At 46.9% G+C, this 17,808-nt stretch carries 17 protein-coding genes; all 17 read right to left on the reverse strand.

Annotation, left to right across the window (positions count from 1 at the left end; translation table 11 throughout):
* Positions 1 to 4: 4 nt before the first annotated feature.
* On the reverse strand, positions 5 to 1,117 hold the full coding sequence (locus ACWPOD_RS16030) for a protein-glutamate methylesterase/protein-glutamine glutaminase (RefSeq protein WP_456232056.1): 1,113 nt from the start codon (positions 1,115 to 1,117) through the stop codon (positions 5 to 7).
* A 29-nt stretch (positions 1,118 to 1,146) separates the two neighbouring features.
* Positions 1,147 to 3,381, reverse strand: coding sequence for a chemotaxis protein CheA (locus ACWPOD_RS16035; RefSeq protein WP_047008843.1), 2,235 nt, complete (start codon positions 3,379 to 3,381; stop codon positions 1,147 to 1,149).
* A 9-nt stretch (positions 3,382 to 3,390) separates the two neighbouring features.
* Positions 3,391 to 4,131, reverse strand: coding sequence for a protein phosphatase CheZ (locus tag ACWPOD_RS16040; protein WP_006741709.1), 741 nt, complete (start codon positions 4,129 to 4,131; stop codon positions 3,391 to 3,393).
* Between the two features lie 120 nt (positions 4,132 to 4,251).
* Positions 4,252 to 4,620, reverse strand: coding sequence for a chemotaxis response regulator CheY (gene cheY / locus ACWPOD_RS16045; RefSeq protein WP_017635949.1), 369 nt, complete (start codon positions 4,618 to 4,620; stop codon positions 4,252 to 4,254).
* A 45-nt stretch (positions 4,621 to 4,665) separates the two neighbouring features.
* On the reverse strand, positions 4,666 to 5,400 hold the full coding sequence (locus ACWPOD_RS16050) for an RNA polymerase sigma factor FliA (RefSeq protein WP_048625854.1): 735 nt from the start codon (positions 5,398 to 5,400) through the stop codon (positions 4,666 to 4,668).
* Positions 5,393 to 6,280: a MinD/ParA family protein gene (locus ACWPOD_RS16055; RefSeq protein WP_005380498.1), complete on the reverse strand. Its 888-nt coding sequence runs from the start codon at positions 6,278 to 6,280 to the stop codon at positions 5,393 to 5,395. Before ACWPOD_RS16055 ends, ACWPOD_RS16050 begins: the two co-directional genes overlap by 8 nt.
* Before the next feature lie 14 nt (positions 6,281 to 6,294).
* A complete protein-coding gene (gene flhF / locus ACWPOD_RS16060) occupies positions 6,295 to 7,812 on the reverse strand; it encodes a flagellar biosynthesis protein FlhF (protein ID WP_012841533.1) in 1,518 nt (505 codons plus the stop codon).
* A gap of 28 nt (positions 7,813 to 7,840) precedes the next feature.
* The gene (gene flhA / locus ACWPOD_RS16065) at positions 7,841 to 9,940 is read right to left on the reverse strand and encodes a flagellar biosynthesis protein FlhA (protein WP_041853026.1); all 2,100 of its coding nucleotides are present in this window, start codon (positions 9,938 to 9,940) and stop codon (positions 7,841 to 7,843) included.
* A gap of 210 nt (positions 9,941 to 10,150) precedes the next feature.
* Complete coding sequence (flhB, locus tag ACWPOD_RS16070; protein ID WP_006741705.1) at positions 10,151 to 11,281, reverse strand: flagellar biosynthesis protein FlhB; 1,131 nt, start codon at positions 11,279 to 11,281, stop codon at positions 10,151 to 10,153.
* 3 nt (positions 11,282 to 11,284) lie between these two features.
* On the reverse strand, positions 11,285 to 12,067 hold the full coding sequence (fliR, locus tag ACWPOD_RS16075; protein ID WP_005384463.1) for a flagellar biosynthetic protein FliR: 783 nt from the start codon (positions 12,065 to 12,067) through the stop codon (positions 11,285 to 11,287).
* Between the two features lie 8 nt (positions 12,068 to 12,075).
* Positions 12,076 to 12,345, reverse strand: coding sequence for a flagellar biosynthesis protein FliQ (gene fliQ / locus ACWPOD_RS16080; protein WP_012841532.1), 270 nt, complete (start codon positions 12,343 to 12,345; stop codon positions 12,076 to 12,078).
* Positions 12,346 to 12,369: 24 nt separating this feature from the next.
* A complete protein-coding gene (fliP, locus tag ACWPOD_RS16085; RefSeq protein ID WP_006741704.1) occupies positions 12,370 to 13,239 on the reverse strand; it encodes a flagellar type III secretion system pore protein FliP in 870 nt (289 codons plus the stop codon).
* Complete coding sequence (gene fliO, locus ACWPOD_RS16090; protein WP_012841531.1) at positions 13,226 to 13,639, reverse strand: flagellar biosynthetic protein FliO; 414 nt, start codon at positions 13,637 to 13,639, stop codon at positions 13,226 to 13,228. The genes fliP and fliO overlap by 14 nt, the downstream gene beginning before the upstream one ends.
* A 1-nt stretch (position 13,640) precedes the next feature.
* On the reverse strand, positions 13,641 to 14,051 hold the full coding sequence (fliN, locus tag ACWPOD_RS16095) for a flagellar motor switch protein FliN (RefSeq protein WP_012841530.1): 411 nt from the start codon (positions 14,049 to 14,051) through the stop codon (positions 13,641 to 13,643).
* 59 nt (positions 14,052 to 14,110) lie between these two features.
* The gene (fliM, locus tag ACWPOD_RS16100; protein WP_006741703.1) at positions 14,111 to 15,157 is read right to left on the reverse strand and encodes a flagellar motor switch protein FliM; all 1,047 of its coding nucleotides are present in this window, start codon (positions 15,155 to 15,157) and stop codon (positions 14,111 to 14,113) included.
* A 7-nt stretch (positions 15,158 to 15,164) separates the two neighbouring features.
* Entirely contained in the window at positions 15,165 to 15,668 is a 504-nt protein-coding gene (gene fliL, locus ACWPOD_RS16105; RefSeq protein WP_012841529.1) for a flagellar basal body-associated protein FliL, read from the reverse strand.
* Between the two features lie 85 nt (positions 15,669 to 15,753).
* Positions 15,754 to 17,625, reverse strand: coding sequence for a flagellar hook-length control protein FliK (locus ACWPOD_RS16110; RefSeq protein WP_395219955.1), 1,872 nt, complete (start codon positions 17,623 to 17,625; stop codon positions 15,754 to 15,756).
* Positions 17,626 to 17,808: the final 183 nt, after the last annotated feature.

Genomic DNA, 17,808 nt, shown 5'->3' on the forward strand with positions numbered 1-17,808 from the left:
AATCCTACGCTAGGCCAACTTCCACCAACATGCGTTCTGCAATGCGGTCAAGCGGTAAATCTTCTGAAGAAATGCCTGCTTTAGCAACAGCTTGGGGCATACCATAAACAACACAACTTTCTTCATCTTGAGCCCAAATAGTTGAGCCTGCAGACTTCAACATACGAGCACCTTCACGACCGTCTGCACCCATGCCAGTCAGCACTAAAGAGAGTACTTTGTCACCGTATACTTTGGCTGCAGAACCAAAAGTCACATCCACACATGGTTTGTAGTTCATGCGGTCGCCGCCATCAATGATACGAAGACGAGCAGCCCCCGCTCGACCATCCACCATCATTTGCTTACCACCTGGAGCAAGGTATGCCACACCAGGCTGTAAGACATCACCGTCTTGTGCTTCTTTCACTTGAATCTTACACAAGGTATTCAAACGGCTGGCAAATGCAGCAGTAAAGGTTGCTGGCATATGTTGGATCAATACGATCGGATGCGGGTAGTTCATCGGTAAACGCGTCAGAATTTTTTGCAAAGCAACCGGACCACCAGTCGACGTGCCAATTGCGGTCAGTTGATACTTCTTACCAGAGGCTCGGAACTTTGCTGCAGCCGGTCGAGCAGGAGCTGGAGTCGCTGGCGAAGCCGTTCTTGAACCTAGTGGACGAGCTGCCGCATTGGTACTCGCAGCAACGCGAGTGATTGGTCGACGCATAAAAGCGCGCTTCGAAGCAATCTGAATAACTCGTTGCTGAAGCAGTGATACCGCTTCTTCGCGGTTACGTGCGATGTCTTCAAACTTTTTCGGTAAGAAATCCAATGCGCCCGCATCTAGCGCATCAAGTGTGGCTTTCGCCCCGTCATGAGTCAGGGACGAAAACATTAGGATTGGCGTTGGAGCCGCTGCCATGATTTCACGCACAGCGGTAATGCCATCCATCACTGGCATTTCAATATCCATCGTGATGACGTCCGGTTTAAGAGATTTGGCTTTCTCAACCGCCTCTCTGCCATTTACCGCAACGTCAATCACTTCTAGGCGCGATTCTGAGTTGATGATTTCGCTCACGCGACGTCGAAAAAAACTCGAATCATCAACGACTAGTACTTTAATCGCCATCTTATTCCTTTTAATAACGTCAGCTTTGCTTAAAGGCGTGAAGCCGCAGCATATCGCTTAAGTAAATCAGGCACATCTAGAATTAATGCAATATGGCCATCGCTAGTGATTGTTGCACCAGCCATGCCCGGAGTGCCTTGCAATAGATTATCGAGTGGCTTAATAACCACTTCTTCTTGACCAATAAGCGTATCCACAACAAAACCAACGCGCTGGTTACCGATCTGTACAATAACCACATGACCGTGACCAGTACGCTCTTCGACGTTTTGTGATTTGGATGCTAACCAGTTCTGTAGGTAAAATAGCGGGATAGATTTTTCACGCACAATGATCGTCAACTGACCATCTACCACGTTTGTGCGACTCAGATCCAAGTGGAAGATTTCGCTCACCGAAGCCAGTGGTAGTGCAAACGGATGACCGCCAACACCAACCATCAATGTTGGTAGGATCGCAAGCGTCAGTGGTACTTTGATGGTGATCTTAGTGCCCTTACCTAGCTCAGAATCGATATCGATTGAACCATTTAAGGTGTTGATCGCCGTCTTAACCACATCCATGCCAACGCCACGGCCAGAGATGTCAGAAATTTTATCTTTACTTGAGAAACCTGGCGCAAAGATAAGGTTGAAGCACTCTTTGTCTGTTAAACGGGCCGCCGCATCTTCGTCCATCATGCCGCGCTTAACCGCGATACCACGCAGTTTGTTCGGGTCCATACCGCCGCCATCATCTACGATGGATAGCTCAATGTGATCCCCTTCTTGTGATGCAGACAAAATCACTTTACCTGTGCGTGATTTACCTGCTTTCGCGCGGTCGTCTGGCATTTCAATACCGTGGTCAACCGAGTTACGAACCAAGTGAATCAATGGATCAGCCAATGCTTCTACAAGGTTTTTATCGAGATCGGTTTCTTCACCGCGCATTTCCAACACAATGTCTTTATTTAGGTTGCGCGCCAAGTCACGGACAACGCGTGGGAAACGGCCAAATACTTTCTTGATTGGCTGCATACGCGTTTTCATTACCGCGCCTTGCAGATCCGCCGTTACGACATCAAGGTTGGCGACCGCTTTGGACATTTCTTCATTGTCGCTGTTCAAACCAAGGCTTAATAGACGGTTTCGGACCAATACAAGCTCACCTACCATGTTCATGATGGTATCAAGCGTCGAGGTATCGACACGAACGGTTGCCTCGGCCTGAGGCTTTTTAACCGCTGGCGCTTTCGCCTCTTCTTTCACCGCGACAGGTTTAGATTCTGGTTTTGGTGCTGGAGCCGGAGTTGGAGCTGCTGGTGCTGGCTTAACCGCAGGCTCAGGTTTCGCAGGGCTTTCCTCTACGTTTGCTGATGCCGGCTTCGTTGCCATATCCAGTTCTTCTAGCGTAGGACCTTTGCCCGCACCATGTAGCTCATCGAGTAACTTTTCGAACTCTTCGTCCGTCATTAAGTCACTATCTTGATTTGCTGACGATGCAACTGGCGCAGCTGGTTCTGCCGCTTTAGGAGGTTCTGCTGGTGCAGATGCTGCAGCCTCTGCCGCTGATGGACTTTTGCCAACGCCGTGAAGTTCGTCAAGTAGACGCTCAAATTCATCGTCAGTGATATCGCCACTTTCAACTGATGGCGCACTTGATTGAGGGGGCTCTGATGGCGTTGTTGGTGTCGCAGGTTCTGAAGCGCCTGGAGCTGAGCCTTTACCATGAAGTTCATCCAGCAGCTTTTCGAATTCGTCTTGGGTAATTTCATCGACAGAGCCGACACTTGACGCTGGCGCGGCAGGTTCTTCAATAACAGGCTCAGGAATGACAGGTTCAGGAGTAACCACTGGTTCTTCAACCACGGTTGCAGCGACTTCATCTTCTGATTCAGGTTTACATAGACGATGAAGTTCTTCAAGAAGGGCAGGATCCGCAGCTTCCAATGGTTCACGATCTTGAACGGCTTGGAACTGGGTATTGACCGTATCCAACGCTTTTAGCATCGTATCCATTAAGTTTTGCGTGACCGTGCGTTGGCCGTTTCGTAAAACGTCGAACACGTTCTCCGCACCATGACAAGTATCGACTAGCTCTGCCAAAGACAGGAAGCCAGCACCGCCTTTTACGGTGTGAAACCCGCGGAAAATTGCATTAAGTAAGTCTTTGTCTTCTGGGTTATTTTCCAATTCAACCAACTGCTCAGAAAGCAGTTCGAGAATTTCCCCAGCCTCAATGAGAAAGTCCTGAAGAATATCTTCGTCTAAATCGTAGCTCATACGTTACCTTTAAAATCCAAGACTGGACAACAAGTCATCGACTTCGTCCTGCGATGAAACCGCATCTTCTCTCAGTTCTGGATGAAGAATCGGGCCTTCGGCTTCGCTTGTTTGTGTATTCTTTTTATCTGCCGGTTCTGACAAAACTTGAATGTGTTCTTCAGGTTTATTTCCAGAGAATACGGTTAGGATTTCCACTAAGCGGCCTTCTACTTCATTTACCAACGTAATTACGCGGCGAATAATTTGGCCAGTTAGGTCTTGGAAGTCTTGCGCCATGAGAATTTCGGTCAATTGACCACGCAACTCAGTGCTGTCACCTTCGACTTGAACTAATAGCTCGTCGATTCGGTGACAAAGTGCTTTGAATTCGCTTAATTCGATGCGCCCGTGCATGAGTTCATTCCATTGAGGACGAACTTTCTGAAGGCAATCATGCAGGTTGTCAGCGATAGGAAGGCAGCAGTCGACTGCATCCATCGTTTTGTTGGCTGCTAGCTCTGTCTTCTCGATCACATAATTAAGACGATCCCTTGCGTTAGGGATTTCGTCTTTCGCAATTTCGGTCATGCGCTGATCGAGACTGAACTGCTTGAGTGATTCGTGAAGGTCTCGAGTTAAGGCTCCAATTTCTTGCAGCATTGGATTCTCGGCACCTTCGTAGATCGAGGCAACAAGCATATTGGCTTGGTCTTGTTCCCCGTTTTCTAGCATTTGAACGAGTGACTTCGCCTGCTCTAGTGAGATCATTCTGAATAGACCCTTTTACGTTTAGTTCTTCTTATCACTTTAAAAACGCTAAACGAGTCATTTAATAGGTATTTAATAATTGGTATGAATGACTCGAATAACAAAGAGAAAAAGAGAGAGTTATAAACGCTCGAAAATTTTATCTAATTTTTCTTTTAATGTTGCAGCAGTAAATGGCTTAACAATGTAGCCGTTTACGCCTGCTTGAGCAGCTTCAATGATCTGCTCACGCTTCGCTTCAGCCGTGATCATTAGAACTGGCAAATGCTTAAGTTCTGCATCCGCGCGGATGTGTTTAAGCAAATCGATGCCTTGCATACCTGGCATGTTCCAGTCAGTTACAACAAAATCGAAGTCACCTTTTTTCAGCATTGGTAATGCGGTTAAACCATCGTCCGCTTCTTGAGTGTTATTGAACCCCAAGTCACGAAGCAGGTTTTTAACAATACGGCGCATTGTTGAGAAATCATCAACAATAAGGATCTTCATGTTTTTATTCAAAATTGCCTCCACTGAATCGTAAAATCAGTGTTTTTAGTCATTTTGTGTCCACGCACTGAGCTTGGTGCGCAAACGTTGCATCGCTTGACTCAGTATTTGACTTACGCGAGATTCGCTTACGCCTAACACATCGCCAATTTCTTTCAAATTGAGTTCTTCATCATAATAAAGCGAAAGTACCAAAGCTTCACGCTCTGGAAGCTGTTTTATTGATTCAACCAGTGCTTTTCGAAATGATTCATCGGCAACCCCTTTGAACGGGTTACTGTCATCAGTTTCATCTGCAGGTGAAATCACATCATCAGAAACGCCTAAATCTTCAATACCGACTAATTTTGAGCAGTTGATATCGGTCAGAGCACTATGATATTGATCCAGTGTCATACCGAGATGCGTGGCTACTTCAGAATCAGTAGGATCTCGATTTAATTCGCCTTCCAGTTCCGCAATCGCTTGGTTAATCTCTCGATTATTTTTATGAACAGAACGCGGTACCCAATCGCCTTTGCGCATGTCATCTAACATTGCACCGCGAATACGGATACCTGCATAAGTTTCAAAGCTCGCACCTTTAGAACCATCATAATTCTGCTGAGCTTCGATAAGACCGATCATGCCGGCCTGAATTAAATCCTCTACCTGAACACTCGGCGGTAAACGGCCTAATAGGTGGTGAGCAATGCGCTTAACCAACACTGAGTAGCGCTCTATAAACGCTTGCTGGCTATTAAACTTGCCATGTTGGTCATAGGTTATCGCTTTATTCACCAAAAGGGTCCTCTGCGAATTCGGTACGATTTAGCAACCTTTCCACAAAAAATTCCAAGTGTCCACTTGGTGTTTTCGGTAGTGGCCACGTTAACGCTTTGTTTGCTAGTGAGCTGATAGCTAAAGCGGCAGGTGAGCGAGGGAACGCATCAACGACAATTTTTTGTCTTTTTACAGCCTGTCGTACTTTATCATCTAATGGAATACATGCTACGAGTTCAAGGCTGACATTCAAGAATCGCTCTGTGACTAGCGTCAACTTTGCAAACAATTCTCGCCCTTCACGGTAGCTTCTGACCATATTTGCTACAACTTTAAAGCGTTGGACCTGGTGTTCTTTACTTAACAGCTTAATTAACGCATATGCATCTGTGATTGAAGTTGGTTCATCACACACAACCACAACGACGTCTTGAGCTGCTCGCGAAAAACTGATTACCATGTCAGAAATGCCTGCGGCGGTATCTATCAGCAGGACGTCCATTTCGTCTTCAAGACTACCAAATGCTCGAATGAGTCCAGCATGTTGAGCGTGAGAAAGCTCAGTCATGCTCTGTGTGCCAGAAGTTGCAGGGATTATCTTTATACCATAAGGCCCTTCGACAATCGCATCTTTTAGCTCACATTCACCCGCTAAGACATGTCCTAGATTACGTTTTGCACGAATTCCGAGCATCACGTCCACATTGGCCAGACCTAAATCAGCGTCGAGAACCATCACCTTCTTGCCTTGGCGAGCCATACAAATCGCCAGACCCAGTGTTACGTTTGATTTCCCCACACCACCTTTGCCGCCAGTAACAGCAATCACTTTGGTCAACGATGGTTGTGTTAAGCGACGGAGGCCGCTTGCTTGATCGTGTATCATATTCTCAGTCATAGTAGTCCGCCGCCTTAGAGTCCTTCACTGTCACTGTTCCAAAAGTGAGGTTCGTTCTCTGTCGACTTCTCTAACAGTTCATTTGCTTTCGCAAGCATATATTTTGGTTGCGCTATCACAATGTCTTCTGGCACGCGCTGGCCATTAGCTATGTAAGCCACTGGCATTGCGTTTTGAATCACTACACTGATGAATTCGCCTAGACTTAATGACTCATCAAGCTTCGTCATAATACAACCCGAAAGTGGTATGCGTCGGAAGTGATCCAGCGTTTCTTGTAGAACGCGACGTTGTGCGGTAGCTGGCAAAACAAGGTAGCTGTGAATCACTTCTCCGCTCTCTTGCATTAGAGTATCGAGCTGCTCAGAAAGCCTGACATCTCGTTGTCCCATCCCTGCCGTATCGACCAAAATCAGTCTTCTGTTTCTTAGCTGATATATAACATCGGCTAACTCGTTAGAATCTTTAGCAACTCTTACGGGACAACCCATGATTCTTCCGTAAATTGAGAGCTGCTCATGTGCACCTATGCGATATGTATCTGTTGTCACAAGGGCCACATTGTCGGCACCGTATTCCATGGCGGCACGTGCTGCGAGCTTCGCAACGGTGGTTGTTTTTCCAACCCCCGTCGGACCTAACAGTGCGACCACACCACCACGTTTTAAAATGTCCTGTTTAGGAATATTGATTTGATCCGCCACCAGCGACAACAACGCTTTCCACGCTCGCGCTGGTTTTGTATCTTCCGGGATATAGCAAGCCATTTGGTCTGCTAACTCCGGAGAAACACCCATACGCTCTAAGCGCTTAATCAGCATTGCTCTGAGCGGCTCACGACGTTCCACTTCCTGCCACATTAGGCCAGAGACTTGATGCTCTAGAAGACGACGAATTGACGTCATCTCTTCGCGCATACTCTCCAGCTCATCTGCAGACTCTTCTCGCTCATCACTTGGACGGCGGCGATCATAGCGTGTCGGATCCAACTTCGGCGTTGGACGCTCAAATCGATTATCTTGTGCGATTAACTTCGCCAAAGGTGAATCTGGTTGATATGGCGCTGGCTTTTCTTGGTTGTAGCCGTCGCGATGCTTATTCTGGCGTTGCAATAAAGCAGAGAGCGAATCTTCATTTTCCGCTACATGATCATCAGCATCTGCTGCACCACCACTATATTGCTTAAGCATGTTAGCGAATCGCTGCGTCATCGAGCCTGTTTTTTCGTTGTTACTGTTATTACTGTTCAGGCTAATTTTATCTTCATCTAAATGACGATCTTGATAACGATCAGCAGAAGACGATGACATTTGACGATGTTCGTTATAGCGATTCGATTGAGAAGCACCGCGATTTTGTTGTGACGCTGCGCTTGCTTGAGACGGGTTAGATTCACTATCTATCGCCGCAACAATCGCCACCCCACCAGCCACTTTCTTGTTTGACATGATCACCGCTTCCGCGCCTAACTCCTCTTTCACTTGGAGCAGCGCCGTTCTCATGTCTTTGGCAAAAAATCGCTTTATTTTCAAACTATGAATCCATTAATGATGCGTGAGATCAGTTACCCACGGCTTGCACAATTCTGATCTGTTTTTCATCCGGGATTTCTTGGTAAGACAGTACCCGGAGATTAGGTATTGTGTTCTTCACAAATTTCGCCAACGTCGAGCGTAATACACCGGAAGTAAGCAGAACGGCAGGTTCGCCTTTCAATTCTTGTTCCTGTGTCGCTTGGCTTAGTGAAGACTGCAATCGTTCAGCGAGCCCCGGTTCAATCCCCGCGGATTCGCCTCCTGATGCTTGCATAGTTTGATGCAATATTTGTTCCAGTTCAGGTATCAAAGTAATCACTGGCAGCTCAGGCTCTATACCATTGATTTCTTGAACAATTAGACGTTTTAGACTAATTCGAACTGCTGCCGTCAATATGTCAGCTTCTTGACTCTTACTTGAGTACTCAGCCAAAGTTTGAACAATCGTGCGAATATCGCGGATTGGGATGGCCTCGTTTAACAAGTTTTGTAGGACTTTCACCACCACACCTAATGGTAATTGGTCAGGAACAAAGTTCTCAACCAACTTAGGCGCGCTGCGTCCTAACATTTCTAATAAATTCTCTACTTCTTCATGACCGATCAACTGCGATGCGTTATTAGTCAATAACTGGCTCAGGTGCGTCGCTAATACTGTCGATGAGTCTACAACCGTATAACCTAACGCCTGAGCATGCTCACGCTGATCTTCGCGAATCCATACAGCTTCCAGTCCAAATGCAGGGTCAATGGTTGGCTCGCCATCAATCATGCCATACACCTGACCTGGGTTAATCGCTAGCTCTTGATCCGGACGAATCTCAGCTTCGCCGACCGCAACCCCCATTAATGTGATTCGATAGCTGTTTGGCGTCAGTTCAAGGTTGTCACGTATGTGAACCGCAGGGATTAAGAACCCAAAATCTTGCGATAGCTTTTTACGCACACCTTTTACGCGCTCTAACAGTTCTCCACCTTGGTCTCGGTCCACTAGCGGAATCAAGCGGTAACCCACTTCTAGGCCAATAATATCGACTGGCTGGACGTCGTCCCAAGATAGTTCGCGTTGTGATGAAGGCTCTGCACCTTCGTCAGCTTTCGCTGGTAAAGCCGGTTCTTTCGCTTTCTGCTTTTGGCGTTTATCGATGAAATACGCCGCCGCGCCAGCTGCGACCGCCAGACTCAAAAACGCAAAGTGTGGCATGCCCGGTACGATGCCCATCACACCGAGAATAGCTGCGGTAATCATCAGTGCTTTTGGGTTGTCGAACATCTGGAAGACCAGCTGTTCACCCATGTCTTCATCGGTGTTTTGACGTGTCACCATCATCGCCGCTGCAATCGACAGCAATAGCGATGGAATCTGTGCAACTAGGCCGTCACCAATCGTCAGCAAAGTATAGATTTCAATTGCCTCACCGAAACCCAATCCATACTGCGCCATACCGATCGACAGACCGCCGATGATGTTGATAAACAGAATCAAAATACCGGCAATCGCGTCACCTTTTACGAACTTCGAGGCACCATCCATCGAGCCGTAGAAATCCGCTTCTTTGGTCACTTCAAAACGACGAACTCTTGCCTGTTCTTGGTCTATCAATCCGGCATTTAAGTCCGCATCAATCGCCATCTGCTTACCTGGCAACGCATCAAGGGTGAAGCGAGCACTTACCTCAGAGATACGACCCGCACCTTTGGTCACCACCATAAAGTTGATGATCATTAAGATAAGGAAAACCACTAAGCCGACCGCGTAGTTACCACCAATAACGACATTACCAAACGCTTCAATTACGTTACCTGCCGCGTTGCCGCCTTCATGACCATGCAGTAAGACGACACGTGTCGAGGCAACGTTCAGTGCCAAACGCAACAAAGTCGCGATCAGCAGTACCGTCGGAAAAGCGGCAAAGTCCAACGGACGACGTGTGTAAACGGTCACTAACAACACCACCATCGACAACGCGATGTTAAAGGTGAAGAACATATCCAGCAAAAAGGCTGGAATAGGCAGCACCACCATCGCTAAGGTGGCCAAAACCATCACCGGCGCGCCAATAGCTGGCATTTCACGCTGAGGGATTCGTGGCAATTTATCTGCAAATGGCAGGCTTAACTTCATACTACGAGAGATCTCAATCGATTGAAGCGTCACGTTAGCTCTTACTATTAATACGCGACCGCTTTGGCCTAAAAGTTTAGGTATGGTTGATAATTAAGGCGTTTTAAGCAAGCTATGTACCATAATTAACGCCAAAATAATGACTAAACACTCAAGTAGAGCTTAATATCTGATTAAATTAGCCTTTTTAGAATTAGGCTTCTTTTAGCATTAGTGCCGGTGTTCTGGCGGGATTGGCAAATCGTAATCCTGAATTTTGGGGCGCTGACCACCTCGCTTTCGGTATTGCTTCAACTGGAATACAAATGCCAAAACCTGAGCCACCGCAGTAAACAATCCATCGGGGATCTCTTGTTCTAGCTCGGTAGTATGGTACAGCGCACGAGCAAGTGGCGGAGCAGGTACAATTGTGATGTCATGCTCTCGGGCGACTTCTCGAATCTTCATTGCCATGTGATCGGTGCCTTTAGCGATCACTACCGGCGCACGGTCTGTCTTCTGTTTATAACGAAGCGCAACCGAAAAGTGCTCTGGGTTGGTAACAATAACATCAGCCTGAGGAACATCTGCCATCATACGACGTTGAGCCGCTTCTCTTTGCAGCATACGAATGCGTCCTTTGACCTCTGGCTTACCCTCGGTTTCTTTATATTCGTCTTTGACTTCTTGCTTGGTCATTTTTAACTGATCAGCGTGCTGCCAGATTTGAAATGGAATATCGATGGCAACCACGATCAACAGTGAACAGCTGATCAACAAGATAAAGTTCAGCAGAATATCTAAAGCATGGAAGATGTTTTGCGGATACACATCCATACTTAATTGAATTAGATCCGCCTGCGATGCTTGGATCAAATAGATCGCGACACCAGTAACCAAAACCACTTTAAGAATTGATTTGATCAACTCTACCCAGCTTTGCATTCCCACCATCCGCTTTAAACCGCTAAGCGGATTCATTTTCGACAGCTTTGGCATGGCCGCTTGAGCAGAAAAACTAATTCCTCCCACACCCGCAGCACCAATCATGGCGGCAGTAAACAACGTAGCTAGCACCAAAAATAGAGGGAACAACAAATCGGTCATCGCCCCTAAAGCAATGTCAAATAGCTTTGCCGTATCAAAAATCTCTTCTCGTTGAAGATCAAATAAACGGCTCATGATGGAAAACAGTGAGCGTGCTAACGCCTCGCCAAACCACATCAGTGAAATGGCGCCAACGATCAGTACAGATGCTGATGCAAGTTCTTTAGACCGAGCAACCTGCCCCTTTTCTCTGGCTTGTTGTAACCGTCGGGGCGTGGCTTCTTCGGTGCGTTCCTGACCGTCTGATTCTGCCAATTCTTAGCACTCCAAGCGAATGAGTCGACAAATCTGCGCCTCACCCACTGTCCAGAACATTTCATAATGACTATAAAGGCCAGCCAATATGTACCAACAAAGTAATAGGCCCACCATCAAAGCAAAAGCAAAACCAAGCGAGAAGATATTCAGCTGTGGTGCGGCACGGGTCATTACACCAAACGACAAGTTAATGGTAAGTAGTGCAATAATGCCAGATAGAGACATACTCAGTGCCGTTTGGAACATAATACCAAGCCAGCCTGCCATTTCACGGAAATCAACCGCGTTGAGCGAGCCGGAGCCAATCGGCAGTGTTTTAAAGCTGAACACGACCAGTTGCAGCATTTTCAAGTGCCCATCGGTGGCAAGGAAAAACATTGTCGTCAAAAACATGAATAGCTGACCAAGCAATGGCGTGTTCTGACCATTTGCGGGATCAACCATAGAAGCGAAACCCAAACTTGATTGCATACCCAATATTTGTCCCAACAAGACAAAGGTTTGAATCATAAATTGAGTGACCATGCCCATCGCAATACCGATGATCATTTGCTCGGCAATGGTCATAAAACCCCGAAACGAGAGCAACTCAATGTCTTGAGGCACTGCAGGGATCGCTGGCATGACGGCAAAAGTAATGGCTAACCCGAGGTAAAGGCGGATTCGTGGTGAGACAAATCGAGCCCCAGTTACCGTCATCACCATCAGCATGGAAGAGATACGAACGTAAGGCCAGAAATAGTTTGCGATCCAATCTAAGACAACGCTAGTGGGGTACTCCATAGGCGCCTCTAATAAAGCACCTGAGGTAAGCGCTCAATCAAGCCATAGAAATATTCCATCAACATTTGCGTCATCCAGTGACCAAATAGCATTAGAGCCAAAAGAGTGACAATCAAACGCGGCAAGAAGCTCAATGTTTGTTCGTTGATGGAAGTCGCAGCTTGGAAAATCGCAACAATAAGGCCGATAAGCAAACTTGGGATGATAATGGCGCAGACCATGATAAGCACCATCCAAAGTGCTTCACGGAAAAGCTCGACAAACATTTCTGGTGTCATGTCTTATCCTCTATCTGCGCTTATCTAAAGGGCGAAACTGCCCGCGAGTGTCGAAAGTATCAAGTTCCAACCATCGACCAATACGAACAGCATCAACTTGAACGGCAACGAAACAATCATTGGTGACAACATCATCATACCCATTGCCATCAGTACCGACGCTACCACGAGGTCAATAATCAAAAACGGCAAGAAGAGCATAAAACCAATTTGGAATGCAGTTTTTAACTCCGAGGTGATGAAAGCCGGAATCAACACCGCCATCGACACATCTTCTGGGTTCTCAACTTGCTCTCCTGACATGGTTACAAATGTCTCCAAATCTTTGATTCGGGTCTGTTTAAGCATAAATGCTTTCATTGGTGCTTGTGCAGCATCAAACGCTTCTCTCGCAGTGACTTGCTCATTCAAATAAGGCTGAACGGCTTTATCGTTGATTTCGTTCAGGACAGGAGACATAACAAAAAAGGTCAAAAAAAGCGCTATACCAATGATGACCTGATTAGACGGCGTTTGTTGCAAACCCATTGCCTGACGCAATATCGACATCACCACCACAATTCGAGTAAACGACGTCATTAGAATCACCATAGCAGGCAAGAAGCCAAGCATGGTCATTAACGCTAGGATTTGTAGCGTAACCGAGTAATCTTCACTGCCATCTGGGTTTGTGGTCATGGTAAACGCAGGGATGCCACCACCACTAGAAACGGACATAGCACGACTGGCGCCAGTATCACTTTGCATCGCCTGAACAGTGACGCTACTTCCATCGGCCAAGTTGTCAGGCAGAGCAGACTCCTCTGCCTCAGCAAACGAAAATGAAGAAAACAGCACGCCGACGAAAAGCAACAACGTGCTCAGGAGCAAACGAATCGGGTTACCCTTTGTCATGTTTTTTGATCAGTTGGCTAAATTGAGTCGCAAAAGCATTGGTCGCCAACTCTTCCTCTTTCAGTGGCTTATCTAACTTGGCTAACGTTTGGATTGATTGGCTGGTAATTCCAACCAAAAACTGCTCTTCACCCACTTGAACTACGGCGATTCTTTCTTTGGTGCCCACTGGCAACTGACTCACAATACGCAAGCCTTTTTGTTGTCCCATCGCCGGCACTTGCATACGTTTAAGTAGCCAAGCCAACAAAAGAATCACGCCGATCACAAGCACAAGCGAGCCCAGTGTCGTCGCAAGATCCAGATTATTTGGTGCGGCAGCAAATGCATAAGGAGCACTCAGCATTAAGCTCAGTGCTCCAGTGATTTGCTTCAATCGCGTTTTGATTGAGCGGCTCATCTTAACGTAGCTTCTTAATTCGTTCAGTTTGGCTGATCACATCCGTCAAACGGATACCAAACTTATCGTTCACGACCACGACTTCGCCATGCGCAATCAGTGTACCGTTGACTAATACGTCCAATGACTCGCCCGCTAGACGATCCAACTCAACAACCGAACCTTGGTTCAACTGCAATAAGTTCCGAATGCTGATTTGTGAACGACCGACTTCCATCGAAATCGTCACCGGAATATCCATGATGGTGTCGAGTTTACGACGCTCATCTTCGGTAATTGGGCTTGAAGTGTCTTTTAGCTCTTCCAGTGGCGCGGCCAATACTTCATCTACGTCAACAGAAGGTGCAGACGGGTCTTCGCCAAGAGCGGCTGCCCATTCATCTGCTAGCTTTTGATCGTCACTTGGTTCCATTTTTCTATCCTGTGTTAAGCCTTATTTAATGCCAAAGCATGTCTGTTCAATAAGGTATCTTAATCGTCTATATCGTCTTCATTCTCAAGCTCAGACATGATGTCTTTGCCCAAGAAAGCTAAATCTGTTTTGACTACATGTGGGCGCTCAATTTCCTCAGAAATTTGCACCGCTAATTTGTCTTCCGAACGGCCCATTTTTACGCGATAGGTCGGCAGGTCTTCCACAAACATTGTCGCATGTTCTGGCATTTCAATCGGGATGATGTCACCCGGTTGCAATTCCATGAGGTCACGCAAAGAGATGTCTTTTTCAAGCAAGTTAACGCGGAAGTTAACCGGACAATCCATAATCTCTTCACGTAATGCTGAGCTCCAACGGACGTCTGTCTCCATCTTGTCGGACTGAACACCTGCATCCAACAGTTCACGAATCGGCTCAACCATGGAGTAAGGCATAACGACATGAAAATCGCCGCCGCCACCATCGACCTCAATGTGGAAAGAACTCACGACAATCACTTCTGTCGGGCTGACAATGTTAGCCATACTTGGGTTTACTTCAGAGTCGAGATATTCGAACTCCACCCCCATCACTGGCGACCACGCTTCTTTGTAGTCTTCAAATACAATCTTCAGCAGCAGCTGAATGATGCGGCGTTCCGTTGGGGTAAATTCGCGCCCTTCGATTTTTGCATGGAATCGACCATCCCCACCAAAGAAGTTTTCTACCAGAATAAAGACTAAGCGAGCCTCCATGGTGATCAACGCTGTACCTTTTAACGGACGAAAACGCACCATGTTCAAACTGGTTGGCACGTACAATGTGTTTTGGTATTCGCCAAACTTCATCATCTGCACGCCATTGATCGACACTTCTGCCGTTTTACGCAGCATATTAAACAGACTAATACGCATGTGTCGTGCAAAGCGCTCGTTGATAAGTTCGAGCGTCGGCATTCGACCACGTACAATCCTGTCTTGCGACGAGAAATCAAAATTGACGGCACCTTCGTTGTCGTTTTCTATCGGTTCATCGACGTCATCAACATCGTCAACCCCGTGCAATAGCGCATCAATTTCGTCTTGGCTTAATAGATCGGTCACGTTTTACCTATTGAATAACAAAATCTGTAAACAGTACTTTTTCAATCACTGGCTTACCGACCGCAGCGTTTAGCGCTGCTTTGATATCTTCGGAAGCACGATCGCGCAATTCCACTCGTCCCGTTGGAGAACGCAATTGATCAACCGTCGCCGAAGCAAACGTTGATAACAAAGAGCTCTCAATTAGTGGCGAATGGTACCGCGCCAACTCTTCATTCTCTGCGCCGCGAACCATTAACTGCGCTTTAATTTGTACCAGTCTGTCGCGACGGTCCCCAGTAACGTTAAATACAAATGCCTGAGGAAGATTCACGTAGGCAATGGGCGAGGCATCTGATGCCTTCGCTTGAACCTGTTGAGACGCTTCAGCCTGAGCTGGTTCATCAGAGCCCATGAGAAAGAATGCTGCTGCACCACCGCCAAGTAGCAATACCACAACAGCGATTATGATGATAAGTAACTTACCTTTTCCTTTCGGCGCATCGGCCCCTTGTAACTGTTCTTCTGCCATTGTTGTCTCTTATTGTTCTTTTAGGTTACCGAGATGCTTAAGGAAGTCGTTTGGTAACCTTGTATTATTGCCTTTAAACGGCCTGTTATGCGTAAAAACTAATTCCATCACGCTTTGAAGCCACATTCAAATCCAGATTGACGTCAGCATCAAAGCTCTCTTCTGATTGTCCAGAAAAACCGCTGCCTTGAGCACTTTGACCATGTTGCTCAGCAGTATACCTACCTTGCTGCTGCCCGCTGTTTTGTTGCTGAACAGAAGAATCAGCCAGTTGCATGCCCTGCTGCGCCAACATCTCTCTCAAGCGAGGAAGCGTCTGTTCAATGATGTCACGCGCTTGCGGGTTGTTCACCGTAAAATGCACATTAGCCACATCGTTGTTCATCGTCATACGAATTTGCATACGACCTAATTCTGGTGGATCAAGACGAATATCGAGGTTTTTTAGGTTCTTCGACATCATCATTTGCACTTTTTCCGCCACTTGCTCATTGGCCAACTCTTTGGTCAGTTGCAACGGAAGCTGAGCTTGCTGCGCGGCATCAATACGCGCTTGTTGCTGCACGTTTGTTCCTTGTTGACCCGCCATCGCCTGAAGCTGCCCCGCTAAACCATGTTGAAGTTCTGGTTTATCTTGCTTATCCGCTGTCGCTTTAAGTGCACCAGCAGTCAATGCGGCATTCACAACTTTCTGGTTAACCTCTCCGTCCTTTACGCCTTGAAGCGCCGTCGGAAAATGAGCTGCGGCCAACGCATCTGGCATCGGAGACAATGCGACTTTATCTGTACTCTGAACAGCTTGTGGCTGAGCTGATTGAGGCGCAAAATTAAGGGCTTGCTGAGACATCCCCATAGGCGCAGCCTGGCGAGCCAAATGATGTTGTACTTGCTGCTCGGCGAGAACCTGTTTAACGTCAGTAGGAAGCGCAACAAACTGGGCAAGATCTTGCTCAGGAATATCGGCAATGACCGTCCCTTTTTTCAACCCTTCTATGATCTCAGCTTCTTGCTGAGTCAGTGGTTTTCCCTGCGCCAGTTTGGTATCTATGAGTTCGAGTTCATCCAAGGAAACATGCTGAAGCGCATCAATTTTAGAGCCATCCAAACCCACCTCCAGTGGCGATAGTTCATTGGCAACGTCACCACTGACCATGCCCTTCTCGGTTGGGTGACTGACTTGTTTAGCCAGACCTTGCCAAGTAGCAAACTCAGACGAGAGCTTATCGACATCGATAGGTTGACCATGCTTATCTAAAATTGGCTCTAAGCCTTGCCCGGCCATTGCCTGCACTTGTTCAAGCGATTGAGCTGATGGCATGTCATTCAAAGCAAGTTCATCAATGTCTGTTGTTTGCTCGTTAAACGAGTGCTCTAAACCCGCTCGTTGAGGCAAAACTTTGCCACTATCGATGGATGCATTATTCGCTTTCAAGGTTTGATTCGCTTGTTCAATACGACCAAGCAGCTGTTGTCCTTCACCCATCGCGCTTTTTGCGCCATTAGCAGCTGAAGGGGCGTTCGAGAGTGAACCGACTTTCTCAGTGACATCAGCATCATTTTGCGAGTGCTCGCCTAGTTTGGCTTCCAGTAGGCTTGCTTCATCACTTTGAATGGTGTTCGCATGCTCTGTCAGCATGTCGCCAGAGCGGTTTTGCTCTTGATGGCTTTCTTGCGCCAGAAACTCTTCGGCGTCGTTACTGCTCTCTTGAGCCACGTCTGTGACCGTATCTTGGCTATCAGCGTCGCCAGACGAAAGCTTGTTAACCTCGGCACTGTTTTGGTCTTCACCGTTTTGTGATTTCGTTGCTACTTTTTCTGACTTTTGTGAACCTGAAAATGCATCCGTCAAGGTTTCCAAAAATCCCTTGTTCTCCGCGTTTTCTGTAGGTGCTTGTGCGGCAGAGTCAGAAACTGACGTCTTGCTCGTCGCAGAAACATTGGACAAATTCACATTCATATAGAAATTCTCATTATCAGCAGCTTCGAGCGCTAGGCCGCTGCTAAATTGCACACGGTGGCAAATTTAGGTTATTGGGATGATCATCTACAAAGTTATCTGCAAAAATTACGCCAATAACAAGCTCATTGCCGCAGTGACAAATCGAGCGCTATAAGTGGAAGCAACATCAACTTTTAAACA

The organism is Vibrio sp. JZG120 (genome assembly GCF_053890955.1).

Bases quoted from the DNA above. Each gene is read 5' to 3' on its own strand.
- cheY (WP_017635949.1), bottom strand. From the start codon at position 4,620: ATGAAGATCCTTATTGTTGATGATTTCTCAACAATGCGCCGTATTGTT.
- ACWPOD_RS16040 (WP_006741709.1), bottom strand. From the start codon at position 4,131: ATGATCTCACTAGAGCAGGCGAAGTCACTCGTTCAAATGCTAGAAAAC.
- fliQ (WP_012841532.1), bottom strand. From the start codon at position 12,345: ATGACACCAGAAATGTTTGTCGAGCTTTTCCGTGAAGCACTTTGGATG.
- fliL (WP_012841529.1), bottom strand. From the start codon at position 15,668: ATGGCAGAAGAACAGTTACAAGGGGCCGATGCGCCGAAAGGAAAAGGT.
- fliN (WP_012841530.1), bottom strand. From the start codon at position 14,051: ATGGAACCAAGTGACGATCAAAAGCTAGCAGATGAATGGGCAGCCGCT.
- fliO (WP_012841531.1), bottom strand. From the start codon at position 13,639: ATGAGCCGCTCAATCAAAACGCGATTGAAGCAAATCACTGGAGCACTG.
- ACWPOD_RS16055 (WP_005380498.1), bottom strand. From the start codon at position 6,280: ATGACTGAGAATATGATACACGATCAAGCAAGCGGCCTCCGTCGCTTA.
- fliP (WP_006741704.1), bottom strand. From the start codon at position 13,239: ATGACAAAGGGTAACCCGATTCGTTTGCTCCTGAGCACGTTGTTGCTT.
- ACWPOD_RS16035 (WP_047008843.1), bottom strand. From the start codon at position 3,381: ATGAGCTACGATTTAGACGAAGATATTCTTCAGGACTTTCTCATTGAG.
- fliR (WP_005384463.1), bottom strand. From the start codon at position 12,067: ATGGAGTACCCCACTAGCGTTGTCTTAGATTGGATCGCAAACTATTTC.
- flhA (WP_041853026.1), bottom strand. From the start codon at position 9,940: ATGAAGTTAAGCCTGCCATTTGCAGATAAATTGCCACGAATCCCTCAG.
- ACWPOD_RS16110 (WP_395219955.1), bottom strand. From the start codon at position 17,625: ATGAATGTGAATTTGTCCAATGTTTCTGCGACGAGCAAGACGTCAGTT.
- ACWPOD_RS16030 (WP_456232056.1), bottom strand. From the start codon at position 1,117: ATGGCGATTAAAGTACTAGTCGTTGATGATTCGAGTTTTTTTCGACGT.